16 protein-coding genes are annotated in these 18,009 nt (G+C 74.0%); 6 read left to right on the forward strand and 10 right to left on the reverse strand.

Translation table 11 applies throughout. From position 1 onward, the window contains the following. Positions 1 to 34: 34 nt before the first annotated feature. The 6 genes from dinB to MM438_RS06195 all read right to left on the reverse strand — a co-directional run bounded on the left by dinB (position 35) and on the right by MM438_RS06195 (position 7,165). On the reverse strand, positions 35 to 1,288 hold the full coding sequence (dinB, locus tag MM438_RS06175) for a DNA polymerase IV (protein ID WP_241451638.1): 1,254 nt from the start codon (positions 1,286 to 1,288) through the stop codon (positions 35 to 37). Between the two features lie 12 nt (positions 1,289 to 1,300). After that, entirely contained in the window at positions 1,301 to 2,083 is a 783-nt protein-coding gene (locus MM438_RS06180; protein ID WP_241451639.1) for a methyltransferase domain-containing protein, read from the reverse strand. A gap of 222 nt (positions 2,084 to 2,305) precedes the next feature. After that, positions 2,306 to 6,031, reverse strand: coding sequence for a DNA polymerase III subunit alpha (gene dnaE, locus MM438_RS06185; protein ID WP_338155513.1), 3,726 nt, complete (start codon positions 6,029 to 6,031; stop codon positions 2,306 to 2,308). Next, positions 6,004 to 6,303, reverse strand: coding sequence for a PHP domain-containing protein (locus MM438_RS16680; RefSeq protein ID WP_338155514.1), 300 nt, complete (start codon positions 6,301 to 6,303; stop codon positions 6,004 to 6,006). The genes dnaE and MM438_RS16680 overlap by 28 nt, the downstream gene beginning before the upstream one ends. Then, positions 6,293 to 6,724, reverse strand: coding sequence for an SAV_6107 family HEPN domain-containing protein (locus MM438_RS06190; RefSeq protein ID WP_241451640.1), 432 nt, complete (start codon positions 6,722 to 6,724; stop codon positions 6,293 to 6,295). The genes MM438_RS16680 and MM438_RS06190 overlap by 11 nt, the downstream gene beginning before the upstream one ends. A gap of 162 nt (positions 6,725 to 6,886) precedes the next feature. Continuing rightward, positions 6,887 to 7,165, reverse strand: coding sequence for a DUF6504 family protein (locus MM438_RS06195; RefSeq protein WP_241451641.1), 279 nt, complete (start codon positions 7,163 to 7,165; stop codon positions 6,887 to 6,889). A gap of 238 nt (positions 7,166 to 7,403) precedes the next feature. Here MM438_RS06195 and MM438_RS06200 point away from each other — a divergent pair, with 238 nt between their 5' ends. Continuing rightward, positions 7,404 to 8,084 carry a DUF4126 domain-containing protein gene (locus tag MM438_RS06200; protein ID WP_241451642.1) on the forward strand — a complete coding sequence of 227 codons (681 nt, stop codon included), beginning with the start codon at positions 7,404 to 7,406 and terminating at the stop codon, positions 8,082 to 8,084. Positions 8,085 to 8,155: 71 nt separating this feature from the next. Here MM438_RS06200 and metF read toward each other — a convergent pair whose 3' ends face one another. Next, a complete protein-coding gene (metF, locus tag MM438_RS06205; protein WP_241451643.1) occupies positions 8,156 to 9,070 on the reverse strand; it encodes a methylenetetrahydrofolate reductase [NAD(P)H] in 915 nt (304 codons plus the stop codon). 88 nt (positions 9,071 to 9,158) lie between these two features. On the opposite strand from metF, the gene MM438_RS06210 reads away from it, so the two are divergent. Next, positions 9,159 to 10,256: a polyprenyl synthetase family protein gene (locus tag MM438_RS06210; RefSeq protein WP_241451644.1), complete on the forward strand. Its 1,098-nt coding sequence runs from the start codon at positions 9,159 to 9,161 to the stop codon at positions 10,254 to 10,256. Positions 10,257 to 10,345: 89 nt separating this feature from the next. On the opposite strand, the gene MM438_RS06215 is transcribed toward MM438_RS06210, so the two are convergent. Then, positions 10,346 to 10,738, reverse strand: coding sequence for an Rv2175c family DNA-binding protein (locus MM438_RS06215; protein WP_241451645.1), 393 nt, complete (start codon positions 10,736 to 10,738; stop codon positions 10,346 to 10,348). A gap of 449 nt (positions 10,739 to 11,187) precedes the next feature. Between MM438_RS06215 and MM438_RS06220 the strand changes: the two genes are divergently transcribed. Genes MM438_RS06220 through MM438_RS06230 form a run of 3 tightly spaced genes read left to right on the forward strand, consistent with a single transcriptional unit; the run spans position 11,188 to position 14,961 of the window. After that, entirely contained in the window at positions 11,188 to 11,916 is a 729-nt protein-coding gene (locus tag MM438_RS06220) for a lytic transglycosylase domain-containing protein (RefSeq protein ID WP_241451646.1), read from the forward strand. A 32-nt stretch (positions 11,917 to 11,948) separates the two neighbouring features. Beyond that, entirely contained in the window at positions 11,949 to 14,045 is a 2,097-nt protein-coding gene (pknB, locus tag MM438_RS06225) for a Stk1 family PASTA domain-containing Ser/Thr kinase (protein ID WP_241451647.1), read from the forward strand. Position 14,046: 1 nt separating this feature from the next. Then, positions 14,047 to 14,961: a DMT family transporter gene (locus MM438_RS06230; RefSeq protein ID WP_241451648.1), complete on the forward strand. Its 915-nt coding sequence runs from the start codon at positions 14,047 to 14,049 to the stop codon at positions 14,959 to 14,961. Between the two features lie 88 nt (positions 14,962 to 15,049). Here MM438_RS06230 and MM438_RS06235 read toward each other — a convergent pair whose 3' ends face one another. Together MM438_RS06235 and MM438_RS06240 are read right to left on the reverse strand one after the other, a co-directional pair. Then, positions 15,050 to 15,637 (reverse strand): molybdopterin-dependent oxidoreductase, encoded by a 588-nt coding sequence (locus MM438_RS06235; RefSeq protein WP_241451649.1) that lies wholly within the window; start codon positions 15,635 to 15,637, stop codon positions 15,050 to 15,052. Between the two features lie 37 nt (positions 15,638 to 15,674). Then, entirely contained in the window at positions 15,675 to 17,063 is a 1,389-nt protein-coding gene (locus MM438_RS06240; protein ID WP_241451650.1) for a class II 3-deoxy-7-phosphoheptulonate synthase, read from the reverse strand. 74 nt (positions 17,064 to 17,137) lie between these two features. On the opposite strand from MM438_RS06240, the gene MM438_RS06245 reads away from it, so the two are divergent. Continuing rightward, positions 17,138 to 17,995: a DUF1028 domain-containing protein gene (locus tag MM438_RS06245; protein WP_241451651.1), complete on the forward strand. Its 858-nt coding sequence runs from the start codon at positions 17,138 to 17,140 to the stop codon at positions 17,993 to 17,995. The last annotated feature ends 14 nt before the right edge of the window (positions 17,996 to 18,009 follow it).

An 18,009-nucleotide genomic window follows, 5' to 3' on the forward strand; every position in this document is an offset into this window, starting at 1 on the left:
CGCGGTCGGGTCACCGGGCACAACGAGGATAGGGTCAGGATAGATCCCGCGGGGGGCTTGCGGCAGCACCTGGACGCGGCCGGATGAGTGACGCCGCCCGGACCGCCCCCGCGCCGAACCGCGCGCTGGCCCGGTCCACGGCCAGCTCGGCGTCCCGCCACCCGTGCTCGCGCTCGTCCAGCGTCGCCTGGCGGGGCACCAGGTCGGCGTCGGCGAGGTTCTCCAGCCGCACCCCGACCAGACGCACGCGGGCACGCTGCAGCCCCAGCGCGTCATACAGCTCCCTGGCGACGCGATAGACCTCCTGGCCCACGTCGGTGTGCTCCCGCATGGTGCGGGACCGGGTGACGGTGGTGAAGTCGGCGAAGCGCACCTTGATCGACACGGTGCGGGCGACCATCCCCTGGGCGCGCAGCCGGGCCGTGGCGCGATCGGCGAGCTCGAGCAGGTGCCGGTGGATCTCCACGGGGTCGTCGATGTCCTGGCCGAAGGTCTCGTCCGCGCCGACGGACTTCTCGACGTGGGTGGGGGTCACCCGGCGCGGGTCGCGGCCCCACGAGAGCTCGTGCAGCGACGCGCCCAACGCCCGCCCCATGGCCCGCTGCAGGGTGGGCAGGGGGGTGTGGGCGATGTCGGCGACGGTGCGCAGCCCGAGCCGCAGCAGCTGCTCCTCGGTGCGGTCCCCCACCCCCCACAGCGCTCCGACCGGCAGCTGGTGCAGGGTGGGGACGACCTGGTCCACCGGCACGACCCGCAGCCCGTCCGGCTTGGCCAGCCCGGACGCGAGCTTGGCCACGAACATGGTGGCGGCGACGCCCACCGAGCAGGTGATCCCCTGCTCGTCGGTGACCGCGTCCCGGATCTGGCGGGCGATGTGGACCGGACGGCCGTGGCTGCGCACCGAGCCGGACACGTCGAGGAAGGCCTCGTCCACCGAGAGCGGCTCGACGACGGGGGTGACCGCGCGGAAGACCGCCATCACCGCCCGGGAGACCTCGGCATAGCGCTCGTGGTCGGGGCGCAGGACCGTCGCCTGCGGGCAGAGCCGGCGGGCCCGGGCCATGGGCATGGCGGAGGCGACGCCGAACCGGCGGGCCTCGTAGGTCGCCGAGAGGACCACGCCGCGGTTGCCGCCGCCGACGATGACGGGGGTCCCGACCAGGTCCGGGTGCTCCAGCAGGGTCACCGAGGCATAGAACGCATCCATGTCCACGTGCAGGACGTGGCACCCGGTGTCGTCGAGACTCTCCGGGCCTGGTGCGTCGAGGTGGAACTGCCGGCGGCTCACCGGGCCACCGTCTCAGTCCCGGACGGCGAGGACGTGCAGGGCCGAGCCGAGCTGGCCGAGGACGGCGAACTCGGGATGGCTCGCCGCCGCGCGCTCCAGGTCGAGCAACGCCATCCGATCGGCCTCGGAGTCGACGAGCGCGGACGGCACCAGGTCGCTGAAGATCCGCACCCCGTGGGTGTCGGTGACCTCCAGGCCGGCGGACTCGACGAGAGCGGAGACCGTGGCGACGTCGAAGCGGCGCGGCAGCGGGTCGCCGGTGCCCCAGCGGGCCTCGGGCGTCGTGAGGGCGTGCTGGGCCTGGCTGAACTGTCCGGCGAGGGCCCGCGCCAGCACCACGGCGAGGCGCTGGGCGACGACGAGGCTGAGGGCACCGTGCGGAGCGAGGGCCGTCGCGATCGCCGCCATGCTGCCCGCGGGGTCGTCCACGACCTCGAGCACCCCGTGGCAGCAGACCAGGTCGGCCGTCCCGGGCTCGTGGACGTCGACGAGGGAGGCGGCGTCGCCCTGCACCCCGCGCACCCGCCCGGCGACCCCGGCCTCGTGCGCGCGCCGGTCGAAGGCCGCGAGGGCGTCGGGGCTGGGGTCGACCACGGTGACCTGGTGCCCCCGGGCCGCGAGGGCGACGGCGATGCCGCCCGTGCCGCCGCCGAGATCGAGCACCCGCAGCGCCCGGCCCTGCCGGGCGTGGAGGTCGTCGGCCACGTCCCGGACGGACTCCCAGACGGCGGCGGTGCGCAGGTTGGTCTCCAGGCTGCGGGAGCGGCGCGTGGTGCGGTCCGTGGGGTCGGGCATCGCGGGGCTCCTTGGGCGGGCGCCGAGGGCGCGGGGACCGGGCGGGCGGGCTGCGGCACGCGGGGTGCCGACCCGGCCACCCTAGTGCGACCTGGGCACCGGAGGTGGGCAGCGACCACCAGGCGTCCCGCCTCGGGTCGAGCAGACCCTGCTCCACCCGTCCCGGGTGCTGCTACCCCGGTTCCTGCAGGCTGGTGTCGTAGCACCTCGGGTCGGGCCACCTCAGTGACCCGAGCTGCCCGGGCTGGAGTGCCACAGCTTGCGGGGTGCCTCACGCGCGTCACCTCCGGCCGGCTTGATGTCGGCATACGGGGACTGCTCGAAGCCGGAGGCGTGGCGCAGCACCCGCCGCGGTCGCGCACCCTCGGTGGCGGTCGCGGCGCGCAGGGCCTCGGCCTCCTCGATCGTGTCCGCCTCGACCCGGGCGAGGTGCTCGTGCACGGCGTCCAGGCCGCCGCGCAGCCACTGCTCCCACAGCCCCCCGAGCTCCCAGGCGCCCGTGGCGCGCAGGGAGATGCCGCGCGGGCCGGTGCGCCGGACCTCGCCACGCACCACGAGCATCCACGAGTGGAACACCGTGGTGGCGTAGGCCCCCTGCACGTCCTCGAAGAAGGTCGCGTCGACCGGACCTGTGGTGTCGTCCAGGGTGAGGAAGACGACCCGCCGCCCGGACCGCACCGGCGGGGTCTGGGTGGCGACCTTGATCCCCGCGACGAGCACCGAGGCCCGGCTGCGCTGCCGGAGCAGCTCGGCGGAGCGCACCACGCCCAGCGCGTCCAGCAGGGGTGCATAGGGCTCGAGGACGTGGGCGGACGCGTCCAGGCCGAGCACGTCCAGCTCGGCGCGCACCCGCTCCACCTGGGTCATCTCCGGCAGGCCGGACCCGAGGGTCAGCTCGGGCGCATCCCCCAGGTCCAGGGTGAGCTGGACGGCCTGCTCCTCGGCGGCGACGACGGGGGCGTGCTGCCGGGACTGCCAGGCCGCGGCCGAGCGCACGTCCGTGCCGGCGCCCGCTGACGTGACCGCCTGTCGCTCAGGAGCCCAGCCCCCGGAGGTCGCGCGCCCGGCCACCCGCGGGCCGGAGGGGGTCTGCCTGGTCCGGCCGGCATACGGCGAGGGCTCCTGCTGGGTGCTGCTGCGCGTCGCGTGGTCCTGACGCAGCCGGCGGGCCGTGGCCTCGCGGGCGCCGGTGGTCGAGCCGGACGTCGTCCGTCGGGCGCGGTTGCCCCGCCCGCCGGGTCCCCGGGTCGTGGCCCGGGTCCAACGCTCCAGCTCGGCGACGTGCAGCAGCAGGTCGCGGCGGGTGACCTTGCCCCGGCGGCCGAGCCCGGCGGCAGCCCGGTGACCGCCGAGTCCGTAGAGCGAGTCGAGCGCTCCCGCCACGACGAGCCGCTCCAGGGTCGGTCGGGAGGGGCGGGCCCGGTTCCAGACGTCGGCGAGGGTCGCGTAGGGCTGTCCGGCGACGAGGGCGTGCACCTCGGCCTCGCTGATCCCCTTGACGTCGGCGAGGGACAGCCGAATGCCGTAGGCCCGCCCGTCGGGCAGGTCGGGGTGGGGCGGACCGGGTCGGGTCGGCCGGTCCAGGATCGGCGGCGGGGGCTCCTCCCGGGGAGCCACCCGCTCGATCCGGTAGTCGGCACCGGAGGCATTGACGTCCAGGCCGAGGACCGCGATCCCCAGGCTGCGGGCGTCGTCGAGGACGAGGCGCTTGGGATACATGCCCGGGTCGTGGGTCAGGACCCCGGCCAGGAAGGCCGCCGGGTGGTGGGCCTTGAGCCACGCGGACTGATAGGTCGGCAGGGCGAAGGCCGCGGCATGAGCCTTGCAGAAGCCGAACGACGCGAAGGCGCGCAGTACCTCCCAGATCCGGTCCACGTCCGCCTCGGCATACCCCCGCGCGGCCGCCGCCGGGCGCCACCAAGCCTCGACCTCCGCCTGACCGTCAGGCGATCCCATGGCGCGTCGCACCTCGTCGGCCTGCGCCAGGGACACCCCCGCCGTCTCGGCGACGATGCGCAGCACCTGCTCGTGGAAGACCACCACGCCCGCGGTCTCGCGCAGCGCCGGGACGAGGGTCTCGTGCAGGTAGTCCGGCTCCGCCCAGCCCTGACGGGCCCGCAGGAAGGGGGTGATCATGTCCGACTTCACCGGCCCGGGACGGAACAGCGAGATGTCGATCACGATGTCCTCGAAGGACTCCGGCCCGAACTTGCCGATCAGCTCGCGCTGCCCGGGCGACTCGATCTGGAAGCACCCCAGGGTGTGGGTGGACCGGATCAGGCGGAAGGTCGCCTCGTCGTCCAGAGGGACCTGCGAGCGGTCGTCGAGGTCGATGCGGATCCCGTCCACCCGCTCCACCTCGGCCACCGCATGAGCCATCGCCGACTGCATCCGGATGCCGAGGACATCGAGCTTGAGGAAGCCGACGGCCTCCACGTCGTCCTTGTCGAAGTGGCTCATCGGGAAGCCCAGCCAGCTCGCCTCCACGGGGGTGCGGTCGAGCAGCTCGGAGTTGGACAGCACCACCCCGCAGGGGTGCAGCGCGACGTGGCGCGGCAGCCCGTCGACCCGCTCGACGAGGTCGAAGAAGGTCTGCAGCCGGGGCGCATCCAGACCGCTCGCCCGCAGCTCGGGCAGGTCGGCGATCGCGGACCGGGCGTCGCGGGCCCGCACGTGGGGGAAGGCCTTGGCGATCGCGTCGACCTCGATCGGGGGCATTCCCAGCGCCGCACCGACGTCGCGCACGGCATGGCGCACGCGATAGGTGTCCATCATCGACACGCAGGTCACCCGGTCCCCGCCGAAGCGGTCCAGGATCCGCTCGTAGATCGCGGTGCGCCGGTCGGACTCCACGTCGACGTCGATGTCGGGCAGCTGGGCCCGCAGCGGCGAGCAGAAGCGCTCCATGAGCAGGTCGTAGCGGATGGGATCGACCCCGCTGATGCCGAGCAGGTAGTTGATCAGGCTGCCCGCGCCGGACCCGCGCGCCGCGACCCGACCGTCCATCTCCCGGATCAGGTCGCAGACGGTGGCCACGGTGAGGAAGTACGTCGGGTAGCCGAGCGCCCCCACCACCTGCAGCTCGTCGTCGAGCCGCGCCTCGACCCGGGCGAGCTCGGGGGCCGTGGCGTCCGGATAGCGCCGGTGCAGGGTCGAGCGGCACCGCTCGGTGAGCTCCGCCTGCGGGGTCCGACCAGGGCGTAGGTCGAGGATCCCCGGCTCGGGCAGCTGCACCGAGCCGAGCCCCAGGTCGGTGCGCGGGTCCAGCACGCAGTCCCCGGCCACCCGCAGGGTCGCCCGCACCAGCTCGGCGGCCCGGGCACCGTCGTCACCGCACACCAGCCGGGCCCGCTCGAGCATGTCACCGGTCGAGGCCAGGTGCCCCAGGGTGGTGACCCGGTCCAGGTGGCGGGTGTCGAGCACCACGAGGCGCCGTGCGGCGTCCAGGACGTCAGCGGTGATCGCCTCCTCCGGGCGGCCGTGCCGGACGGCAGCGGTGAGCACGTCCGGCACCCCGGTCTCGTCGGCGAGGGCCAGCAGCCCGGCGGCCTGGCGGCGGCTGCCGACCGACCCCGGCGGGCCCTGGTGGCAGAAGACCTCGACGACCAGCGACCCCTGCGGCAGCGCCCGGCGCCAGCGCTCCAACAGGGTGCGGGCCAGGTCGGAGCGGCCCCGCAGCAGGGCCCGTCCGACATCGGAGTCGGGACCCACCAGGACGGTCAGCGCGGCCTCGTCCGCCGTCCGGCCCGGACCCGCGCCCCGGCTCCCCTCGGCGAGCAGCCGGACGTGCTCGGCCACCAGGTCCAGGCTGGTCACGGGCTCGCCCCGCTCCCCCGCGAGATGGGTGGCCGTGACCAGCCGGCACAGTCGCGCCCAGCCCTGGCCCCGCCCCACGCGGGCCTGCCCGCGGGCGAGCACCGTCACCCGCGGCAGGCGCGGATCCACCACGGCGCCGCCCGCACCGGGGTGCGCCCCGCGGGGCGCACCACCTGACCGGCGTGCTCCCCCACCGCCAGGTCGACGCCCAGGATCGGGGCGACCTGCGCGGCCAGGCAGGCCTGCGCGAACTTCACCGCGCCGTAGAGCCCGTCGCGGTCGGTCAGGGCCAGCGCCCGCTGACCGTGCCCCGCGGCCAGGGCGACCAGGTCGGCGGGGGTCGTCGTGCCGTAGCGCAGCGAGTGCCCCGACGCGACGTGCAGGTGGACGAAGTCAGCAGACACCGGTGGCCACCTGCAACGACGGCAAGGGGGCGTGCGGCGCCACCCCCAACGAGGACTCCACCAGCCCCAGGAAGGTCTCCGAGGCCCGGACCAGGTCGTCGGCGGCGCGGACCGGCACCGGGCCGCCCCGCTCCGCGACCGCCCGCCGCCGCGCCGAGGCGGTGTAGAACGCCGCCCACTCCGTCAGCTCCGGCGCCGCCGGCGGCAGCAGCTCCCAGACGCTGCGAGGTCGTCCCTTGGCCGTGGGACGACCCCGGGTGGCGAGCAGAGCCGCCGCCGCGCGCAGGCCCGCCAGGTGCGCCGCCACGTAGCGGTCGGCGGGGCTCGTCGCGGTGATCGCCTCGCCCAGCGCCGCGTAGGCCCGGTCCAGCAGGTCCAGGCTCGCGCTCGCCAGCGGGGGTCGGGTCTCGGCGATGGTCATGTCGGGCACCTGCTCTCGGTCGTCGGTCGTGGTCGTATGCCGGGGTGGTGAGCCCGTCCCTCGGTCGGGTCCTCACGGGGGGACTCAGTCGATCTGTTGCCGACCGAGTCCGACCCCGCTCCGGGCCTCCCTCGTCCCTCGGTCGGGTCCTCACGGGGGGACTCAGTCGGAGAGCCCGACGAGCTGCCATCGCGCCCCCCGCACCGCCAGGTCGTAGACCCCCGGGACGCCGCAGCGGCCCGGAGCCGCCTCGACCCGCCATACCTCCTCCTCGAGGTCGGCCGCGGTGACCGAGCGGGTGTCCGGGACCTCGTGCCACCACGGGCGACGCTCGCGCCAGTGGTCGACGACGTCCCGCACGTCGTAGAGCCGACCCCGCCAGATGAACTGCAGCGGACGGTCCTCGTGGCGGACCTCGATCACCTCGTCACAACGGCGCATGGCCCCTCCTCAGAAGTCGGAAGATCGGGCGCTCGAACACCCAAGCCGAACACGTGTTCGACAAGAAGAACTCTAGGCGCCACCACCGACAGACCCCACCCCGTTGTCGCTCACGTGCGTATCGCCGCAGGTCAGAGCCTCCGTGACCGGATCGAGACCGGCGAGTCCCGGCGACCGGGAAGCACGGCTCCACCCCCGCCCTTACCGTGATGCCACATCCCCCGACCGAGGAGAACGAATGGGTACCGAGCTGCTGCCGATGGTCTTCACCAGCGGATGGGCGAGCGGCATCAACGCCTACGCCGTCGTGCTGGTGCTCGGCCTGGCGGGGAGGTTCTTCGCCATCGACCAGGTGCCCGCCGTCCTCACCCGGCCGGACGTGATGATCGCGGCCGGGGTGCTCTTCCTGCTCGAGATGTTCGCCGACAAGATCCCCTACGTGGACTCGGTCTGGGACAGCGTGCACACCGCGGTCCGGCCCGCCGTCGGCGCCACCCTCGGCTATCTCCTGGCCGGGCACGGCAGCTCGGGGCTGGAGCAGGCCTTCGCGGCCGCGACCGGCGGCTTCACCGCGCTGGCCAGCCACGGCGTCAAGGCGGGCCTGCGCGCCGGCGTCAACTCCTCCCCCGAGCCGGTGAGCAACGTCGCCGTCTCCACGGCCGAGGACGTCGCCGTCGTCGGCGTGATGACCCTCGCCACCGACCACCCCTGGGCCGCCGCGATCATCGCCGGCATCCTGCTCCTGGCCGGGATCGTCGCGATCGGCTTCCTGCTGCGCCGCATCGTCGGCGCCAAGCGACGCTACGACCGCTGGGGCACCGGCCTGATCGCCGACGCCCGCGCCGGCATCGGGCTCGGCGGCAGCAGCCGCGAGGAGCGCTCGGTGCACCCGGTCCACCGGGACGACCGAGAGGTATGACGGCCCGCCGGACCCCGGTCCGGCGCCTGCACCACGGTCCGGCCGGACGTACCCCCACCCGGACCGTGGTGTCAGTGGCCGAGGTTGGCGAAGACCTCGAGCGTCGCCGTGGAGCGGTTCATCGTGTAGAAGTGCAGCCCGGGGGCGCCCTCGTGCACCAGCCGCGAGGCGTGCTCGGTGGCGATCTCGACCCCCACCGCCCGGACGGCGTCCTCGTCGTCGGCGACGGCCTCCAGCCGGGAGGTCACCGCCGACGGCAGCGCGGCCCCCGACAGCTGGGCCATCCGCGCGATCTGGCGCAGGTTGGTGACCGGCATCAGACCCGGGATGATCGGCAACGAGCCACCGCGGGCGGACACCAGGTCCCGCAGCCGCAGGTAGTTGTCGACGTCGAAGACCATCTGGGTCACGGCGAAGTCTGCGCCCGCCCGCTGCTTGGCGACGAGCACGTCGGCGTCCTGCTCCAGCGAGGCGGACTCGGGGTGCTTGTCGGGGAAGGCCGCGACACCGACGGTGAAGTCGCCCAGGGAGCGCACCAGCTCGACGAGCTGCACGGCGTGGTCCAGGCCCTCGGGGTGCGGCGTCCACGGCGTCCCCAGCCCGCCCGCGGGGTCGCCGCGCAGGACCATGACGTTGCGGATGCCCGCGCCGGCATACTCCCCGACGACGCCGCGCAGCTCGGCGATCGAGGAGCCGACGCACGTCAGGTGCGCCATGGGCACGAGGGTGGTCTCGTCGGCGATCCGCCGGGTGACGCGAACCGTCCGGTCCCGTGTCGACCCGCCCGCGCCATAGGTCACCGACACGAAGCTGGGGCGCTTCTTCTCCAGCCGGCGCACCGCGTCCCACAGCACCTGCTCGGCGTCGTCGCTGCTGGGCGGGAAGAACTCGAACGAGAAGCTCGTCCCGGCCTCCGCCAGCATCTGCGGGATCGAGGTGGTGGCGAGGTCCTCGCGCGGGCTCAGGAAGGGCGCACCGGACGACATGCGCGGCACTCTAGGCGAGCCTGACCGCGTAGGCTCGGCCCCACCGACATGTGGGCACACCGCGTGTCGAGAGAGGGAGGCAGCCGGGATGACCACAGTCGGGACCGAGATCGTCGACCGCGCCCACCTGCGCCAGCGGGTCCAGGCCGAGATCGACGACGAGATCGCGCTGCGCTCGGCCCAGCTCGCCCCCGTCGGGCGGGACGCCCGGCTCCTCGTCGACGCGGTCGCGGAGCTGCTGCGCGGGGGCAAGCGACTGCGGGCGGCCTTCTGCTACTGGGGCTATCGCGCCGCCGGCGGGGTCGACAACGACGCGATCGTGCGGGCTGCGACCTCGATGGAGCTCTTCCAGGCCGCCGCGCTGATCCACGACGACGTGATGGACGACAGCGACACCCGTCGCGGCCTGCCCGCGGCGCACCGCCGCCTGGCCTCCCACCACGACGAGCAGGGCTGGGAGGGGCTGTCCGAGCGCTTCGGGCTGGCCGGGGCGATCCTCGCCGGCGACCTGTGCCTGACCTGGACCGACGCGATGTTCGCGACCTCGGGACTCTCCCGTCAGGAGATGCACGGCGCACGACCGGTCTTCGACGAGATGCGGACCCAGCTGATGGGCGGGCAGTTCCTCGACGTCATCGAGGCGGCCCGCGGGTGGGGCGAGCTGAGCCACGACCAGCGGCTGCGACGCGCCACCCGCGTGATCACCTACAAGTCTGCGAAGTACTCCGTCGAGCACCCCCTGCTCATCGGCGCCGCGGCCGCCGGGGCGCGCTCCACGGACCTGGCCCGGCTCGGCACCTTCGGGCTGGCGATCGGCCAGGCCTTCCAGCTGCGCGACGACCTGCTCGGGGTGTATGGCGATCCGGAGGCGACCGGCAAGCCCGCGGGCGACGACCTGCGCGAGGGCAAGCACACGATCCTGGTCGCCCACACGCTGGCCGGGCTGGACGCCGGGGCGGCGCAGGAGTTCGAGGACCGGCTGGGCGATCCCGCGCTCGACGACGCCGCGGTCGCGCAGATGCGCGACCAGATGGTTCGGGCGGGCGCCGTCGAGGCGGTCGAGCGGGACATCGAGCGGCTGGTCGCCGAGGGCATGGACGCGCTCGGCCAGACCCGTCACCTGCTGGACGAGGGCCGCGAGGTGCTCGCCGACCTCGCGGCCTACGCCACCCGCCGCAGCAGCTGACAGCGCCCGCGCGGCCGGTCCAAGGGCGCCGATCGAGGACGTCCTCGCGATCGACGCTGCGCGGCCGCAGGTCCCGTGCGCTCACGCGGTCAGAAGGCCATCTCCTGCGCCCGGCGCCGGATCTCGGTCTTGTGACCGGCCCGCAGGTCGGCGATCGGGGTGCCCTCGCGCAGCGTCTCGTCGGGCAGGTGCAGCCACTCGACGGCCTCGGCCTCGCTCAGGCCCGCGTCATACAGCACGGACAGGGTGCCCCGCAGGGATTCCAGCGGCAGCCCGTCCTGCACGAAGCCCTCGGGCACGCTGACGACCTTGCGCTCACCGCGCCGCACCGACGCCAGGTCGCCTTCCGCGAGCCATGAACGCACCTGCGACAGGGGGACGCCGGCCTGCTCGGCGAGGTCCGGCACGGTCAGCCAGCCGGGGACGACGTCCTCGATCGAGGCGAGCAGCTCAGGGGTGGGGGCAGCGTTGGATCGACTCACGGGGACCAGGGTGCCATGACCTGGGCGCTCGTCGAGGGCAGGCGGCACGGACGCACTGCCCTGGGACTCGGCCCCGGGACGCCTCCGACCGGGCGTCCACCCAGCCACCGGGGCCTGCGAGGGGCGCGCACCTAGGGGATCGACCTGCGCCCCCACCCACCTCGGGCCAGGCTGGCCCCATAGATCGATCAAAGAGGGTCCATTCCGTACGACTCGCGGCCGGCCTGGCCCGATCTGCACCGCCCGGCTCACGACCTCGGCGACCTCCCGCGACACGTCCCGGCGCCGCGCCTCCACCTGGCGTTCCGCCGACGAGCCCCGGCGGAACCGACCGCCCCCGGTTGGCCGGCAACGCCGGACAACTCTGCGCCGTGTGGGTGACTGTGCTTCACTGATTCGACACCATTCATTACGGATGTGTCGATCCTGATCCCCATCGAAGGACCTGCATGCCTCTCGTCGCCGGCCTTGCCGCTGCCGTTCTCGCTCAGACGATCGCCCCGGCCTCGCCCCTGCCCCCCGCCCCTCGGACCCACACCGTCCGCCGCGGGGACACGAGCTATGACATCGCCCGCCGGGCGGGAGTCCCCCTGGGCGACCTGGTCGCCGCCAACGCCCTCCCCCTCGGCGGCAGGCACCTGGTTCCCGGGGCCCGCCTGGTCATCCCTGGGCGGGCGGCCTCGCCCACCACCGCCCGTCCGGTCACCGCCCATCGCTCCGCCGCGGCCCGTCCTGCGGCCCACCGCCCGGCTGCTCCCCGTCCCGCGACCTCCCGGCGTCCCACCCCTGCCGGCCAGGCCCAGGTGCGAGCCCTCGTCGCCCGGGTCGCCGCCGAGCACGGGGTGGATCCTCGCCTGGCCCAGGCGCTCGCCCTCCAGGAGTCCAGCTGGCGCCAGGACGTCACCTCGCCCGTCGGCGCGCGCGGGATCATGCAGGTCATGCCCGCCAACGCCGCCTGGGCCTCGCGCCTTGCCGGGCGCCCCCTCGACCTGGCCAAGCCTCGGGACAACGTCACCGCGGGCGTCGTCATCCTCAAGCAGCTGCGGACGGCGGCGGGCGACGACGACACCGCGATCGGTGGCTACTACCAGGGTCTGCCGTCGATCCGGCAGCGCGGGATGTATGCCGAGACCCGCCGCTACGTCGCCCAGGTCAAGGCACACCGCGCACGGATGTGAGGGCGGGCACGGTCCCCACCTAGGATCACCTGGTGCCCACCCCCACCCCCCGCGCCGAGCCCGGGCGTGTCCTCGACGGACGCTACCGGCTGGTGCGTCATGTCGCCGACGGCGGGATGGCCACGGTGTGGGAGGCGCTCGACGAGCGGCTGGAGCGCTCGGTGGCGGTCAAGCTGCTGCGGCCCGGGCTCGCCGACAACCAGGCCTTCGCGGACCGTTTCCGACGTGAGGCGCGAGCCGCGGCCCGCCTCAACGACCCTCGCGTCGTCGCGGTCTACGACCAGGGCGCCGACGGGGTGGACATGTTCCTCGTCATGGAGCTGGTGCGCGGTCGCACGCTGCGCGAGGTCGTCCAGGCCGAGGCACCGCTCACCCCGCGTGCCGCGCTGGACCTGCTGATCCCGGTCGCCGAGGCGCTGGGCCTGGCCCACAGGGCCGGCATCGTGCACCGGGACGTCAAGCCGGAGAACGTCATCATCCGCGAGGACGGTCAGGTCAAGGTGGCCGACTTCGGGCTCGCCCGCGCGCTGACCACGCAGACGGCGACCGCGGCGAGCAGCACCATCCTGGGGACCGTCTCCTACCTGTCGCCCGAGCAGGTCGAGCACGGCACCGCGGACGCCCGCAGCGACGTCTACGCCGCGGGCCTGATCCTCTTCGAGCTGCTCACGGGCCGCAAGGCCTTCCAGGGCGAGTCGCCGATCCACGTGGCCTACCAGCATGTCCACACCCAGGTGCCTGCCCCCAGCTCGATCGTCCCGGGCATTCCCGAGGAGCTCGACGAGCTGGTCGCGGTGGCCGCGCACCGTGACCCCTCCCGGCGGTCCGGCGACGGGACCCAGCTCGCCGCCCGGTTGCGTCAGGTGCGTGCTGCCCTGACCTCGGCGCAGCTGGACGGTCGGCCCTCCGCGCAGGCGCCCGGGGTCGACGACCCCACGGTTGCCCTGACCTCGGGGACGGATCTCACCGGGGCCCGCGTGGTGGAGCCGGTCCCTGGGGCCGAGGCCGGGACGGACGGCGACGACAGGGCCTCCTGCGCACCCGGAGCCAGCCTCCCTGACACGGCCGGCTCCGCCGCCGGCTCGGCCACCGACCACGGATCGGCCTCACGCACCGCCGAGGTGTCACGGCGGGCCGAGACGGTTGCCATCACCCAGGAAGCCCCGGCGGGCAAGGCCCCGCTGCCCGATCCGCTCGTGCTCGGCCGTCCCATCGACGGCGACGAGATCGAGCGTCCCCGACGGCGGGTCCCCGCCAAGGTCGTCGTCTCGCTCGTCGCGCTGCTCGCCCTGGGTGGGACCGGTGGTGGCTGGTGGTTGGTCACCGGACCCGGGGCCATGACCAAGGTCCCCCCGCTGGGACGCATCCACGTCGACGAGGCCCGTTCCCGGCTGCAGCGCGCCCACCTCGAGGCGGCCGTGGAGGAGGTGTACGACGAGACCGTGCCCGTGGGCATGGTGGTGCGTTCCTCGCCCGACCAGGGCACGCCTCTGCACCGCACCGACGACGTGTCCCTCGTCGTGTCCCGAGGCCCTGAGCGCCACCCCGTGCCTGCGCTCGCCGGGCGCTCCCAGGCCGATGCCGAGCGGGCTTTGCGGGATGCCCGCCTCGCCCCGGGGACGATCCGCACGAGCTATCACGAGCAGGTGCCCGCGGGGGCGGTCATCGGGACCGACCCCGCGCCCGGCACCTCCCTCAGGCCCTTCACCAAGGTCGCCCTCGCCGTCAGCAGGGGGCCGCGCCCGATCCCGGTGCCGTCGGTCCTCGGCCGCACGCCGACCAGCGCCCGGAAGGTGCTGAGCGAGGTGGGTCTGGGCTATGCCGAGAACCCCGCTCGGGCCTTCTCCAGCACCGTCCCGGACGGGTCGATCGTGACGCAGTCCCCGGCCACCGGCACCCTGCACGCCGGGCAGTCGGTCACCGTGACCCTGTCGAAGGGACCCGAGATGGTCCTCGTGCCCGGTGTCGTCGGCCGCAGCAAGGACGACGCCCGTCAGGCGCTGGAGGCGGCGGGCTTCACGGTCAAGGTGACCAGCCCCCTCGGCGAGGTCTTCGGGCTCGTCTCCCGGCAGAGCCCGGGGCCCACCCGCATGCCGCGCGGCAGCACCGTCACCATCGTGGTGGTCTGAGATGGCGGCCTCCCGCACCCGCCTGGCGACGCTGGTCCTGGTGGGGGTCACCGCCGTGTGGGGATCGACGTTCTACCTCATCCACGACCTGCTCGACAGCATGGACCCGCTCGACTTCCTCGCCGTGCGGTTCACCATCGCCGCGGTGCTGCTCCTCGCGGTCTTCGGCCGCAGCCTGCGAGCGCTCGACCGCCGGGGCTGGGTCGCCGGTCTGCTGCTCGGGCTGGTCTATGCCGCCGCCCAGATCCTGCAGACGGTCGGCCTGGCGCACACCTCCGCGTCCCGCTCCGGCTTCATCACCGGGTTGTACGTCGTGCTGACGCCCTTCCTCGGCGCGCTCCTGCTGCGCGACGAGGTCACGCGCGAGACCTGGGTCGCCGCCCTGCTGTCCGTCGGCGGGCTGACGGCGCTGTCGCTGGGCGGCGACGGCGTGGGCCTCGGGACCGGCGAGCTGCTCACGCTCGGCTGCGCCGTGGTCTATGCGTTGCACATCCTCGGGGTCGGCCGCGCCACGAGCGCCGCTCTGGCCACCGCCCTGTCGACGGTGCAGATGCTCGCGATCGCCGCGACCAGCGTCGTGGCGGCCTCCGTCGACGGGATCCGGCTGCCCCTGGGTGGCGGTCAGTGGTGGGCGGTGGTCTACATGGCGGTCTTCGCCGGGGCCGTCGCGCTGTGGGCCCAGACCTGGGGGCAGGCTCACCTGTCGGCCGCCCGCGCCGCGATCGTCATGACGCTCGAGCCGGTCTTCGCCGCAGTCTTCGCGGTGCTCCTCGGCGGGGAGCAGGTGGGGTGGCGGATGGTCGTCGGCGGCGGGCTGATCATGACCGCGATGTACGTCGTGGAGCTGGCGGGGCGCCGCGGCGACATCCCGGCCCTGGTCGACCCGCCCGCGGAGGCGCTGCACCACGAGCCCTGACCGGGCACGGCGCCCGCCCACCGCGCCGGCGCACCGCGTCTCGGCATACGGGCTGGCGCCGCCGACTGCCCACCGGACCCGGGTCGGCTCAGCCCTGGTAGGAGTAGCGCTCCTGCCGCCACGCGTCACCGACGAGGTGATAGCCACGCTGCTCCCAGAATCCGCGGACCGGGTCGTGGTGGTACTCGATCTCACGGACCCACTTCGGGCCCTTCCAGCCGTAGAGGTGCGGGATCACCAGGCGCACCGGACCGCCCCGCTCCGGCGTCAGCGCCTCACCGCCGCGGTGCGTGGCGAGCAGGGTCCGCGGGGAGAGGAGGTCGGCCAGGGCCACCGAGCTGGCATAGCCGTACTCCGCGGAGACCAGCGTGTGCTCCGCCCCGTCCACCGGTGGCTCGAGCTCCACCACGTCCCGCACGCGGACGCCGCGCCAGGACACGTCCTGCTGGGTCAGCTTGGACACGCAGTGCTGATCGGCCACCAGCTCCACCTGCGGCAGAGCCATCAGGTCCGCCCAGGTGAGCACCCGCCGACCCCCCGACCCAGTCGCCCCGCACAGCGTCAGGGTCCAGGTCACCTCGTCGAGGGTCGGCACCCGGCCGTAGTGCTGGACGGGCAGCTCGGCCACGAGCCGCTGGCCCGGGGGCACCGGTCTCGGCTCGCTGCGGCTGTGCATGGGGGAACTCTCTCACAGCCCCCGCGCAGGACGGTCGTCAGCCTCGCGTCGGCTCGGACGCGGCTCGGTCGGACAGCATCTGGGCCACGAGGAAGGCCAGCTCCAGGCTCTGCTGGTGGTTGAGCCGCGGGTCGCAGACCGTCTCGTAGCGCTCGGCCAGACCGGCGTCGTCGATCCGGTTGGCACCGCCCGTGCACTCGGTCACGTCGTTGCCGGTCAGCTCCACGTGCATGCCGCCCGGCACGGTGCCCAGCGAGCGGTGGACCTCGAAGAAGCCCCGCACCTCGTCCACGACGTCGTCGAAGTCGCGCGTCTTGTAGCCGGTGCTGCTGGTGTGCGTGTTCCCATGCATCGGGTCGGTGACCCACACCACGGGCACGCCCTCGGAACGGACCCGCTCGACGATCGCGGGGAGGGCGTCACGGATGGTCCTGGTGCCCATCCGCGTGATGAAGGTCAGCCGGCCCGGGCGCCGGTCGGGGTCGACCTTGTCGACGAGGCGCATGACGTCGTCACCGGTGACCTTGGGGCCGAGCTTGACGCCCACCGGGTTGCTGATCCGCGACACGAACTCCAGGTGGGCGCCGTCCAGCTGGCGGGTGCGCTCGCCCACCCACACCATGTGCCCGCTGGTGTCGTAGGCCCGGCCCGTGCGGTGGTCGATGCGGGTCAGCGCCCGCTCGTACTCCAGCAGCAGCGCCTCGTGGCTGGCGTAGAACTCCACGGACCGCATCGCCTCGAAGTCGGCGCCGCAGGCCGTCATGAACCGCATGGCCTTGTCGATGTCCCGGGCCATCGACTCGTAGCGCGCGTACTGCGCGTTGGCGGCGAAACCGCGGTTCCAGGAGTGGACGTGCCGCAGGTCGGCGAACCCGCCGGCCGTGAAGGCCCGCACCAGGTTGAGGGTCGCGGCGCTCGCGTGGTACCCGCGCAGCATCCGCTGCGGGTCCGGCGTGCGCGACTGCTCGGTGAACTCGAAGTCGTTGACCATGTCGCCGCGGTAGGCGGGCAGCGTCACGTCGCCCCGCGTCTCGACGTCGGACGAGCGAGGCTTGGTGTACTGCCCCGCCATACGCCCGATCTTGACCACGGGCACGCTCGCGCCGTAGGTCAGCACCGCCGCCATCTGCAGCAGCGTCTTGACCCGGTCCCGGATGTTGTCCGCCGTGGCGTAGGCGAAGGTCTCGGCGCAGTCGCCGCCCTGCATCACGAAGGCCTCGCCCCGCGACGCGGCCGCCAGCCGCTCGGTGAGCTGGTCGCACTCCCCCGCGAAGACCAGCGGCGGCATGGCGCTCAACGTGTCCACCACCTGCTGCACGTCCGCACCCTCGGGATAGGTCGGCTGCTGGGCCGCCGGCAGGTCACGCCAGGTGTCCAGGGCCGTGGTCGGGTCGGTGGTCGCCGTCGTGGTCGCCGTCGTCGTCACGAACTCAGGGTAGTGGGCGAGGACGGTCGCTTCCGGGCCGTCCGCGAAACGGGCAACAGGCTAGGGTCGCTGGCATGACCTTCTCGATCGTGGCGAACGTCGCACAGACCTATGGAGTGGCCGTCGCGAGCAAGTCACTCGCGGCCATCAGCACGGTGGGGATGGTGCGGCCCGGGGCGGGGGCCGTCGCCAGCCAGGCGCTCGCCAACGCCGGATACCGCGTCGCGGCGCTGGACCGGCTGGAGGAGGGCCTGGAGGCACCCGAGGCCCTGTCCCGGATCACCCTGGAGGACCCGCGGGCGCAGACCCGCCAGGTCGGGCTCGTCGGGGCCGGCACCCAGGCGACGTGGACCGGCGACGAGTGCCTCCCCTGGAGCGGCGGGGTGTGCGGCCGGGACCAGAGCGGGGGCTACGCGATCCAGGGCAACCTGCTGACCGGCCCCGAGGTGGTCGAGGCGATGGAGCGGGCCTGGCTCGAGGGCTCCCACCTGCCCTTCGTCGACCGGCTCGTCGAGACGCTCGTGGCCGGCGACCGGGCCGGCGGCGACCGCCGGGGTCGGCAGAGCGCGGGCGTCTACGCTACCTCGCCCGGCGCGGGCTACGACAGCTGCGGGGTCCTGGCCGACCTGCGGGTCGACGACCACCCGCAGCCCCTGCAGGAGCTGCAGCGTCTGGCGGTGCTCAACGAGCTGCACCTCGGTCGTCCGACCCGGGTCCTGCCCCTCGAGGGCGCCTTGCTGGAGGACGTCCGCGGCCGCCTGGAGCGGCTCGGCTACACCGGCGACCCGGCCGCCGACCTGGCCACCTGGGCCGGCATCGAGAACCTCGAGATGCGCCTCGTCGACGGGGGCGTGGACGCCCGGCTCCTGCAGGTCCTGCGCGAGCAGACGCTGCCGCCGGAGCAGACGAGCGAGCGTTTCCCGACCTTCTGACTCCGCGGCGACAC

The organism is Arsenicicoccus dermatophilus, from assembly GCF_022568795.1.
In the GTDB taxonomy this organism is placed as follows: domain Bacteria; phylum Actinomycetota; class Actinomycetes; order Actinomycetales; family Dermatophilaceae; genus Arsenicicoccus; species Arsenicicoccus dermatophilus.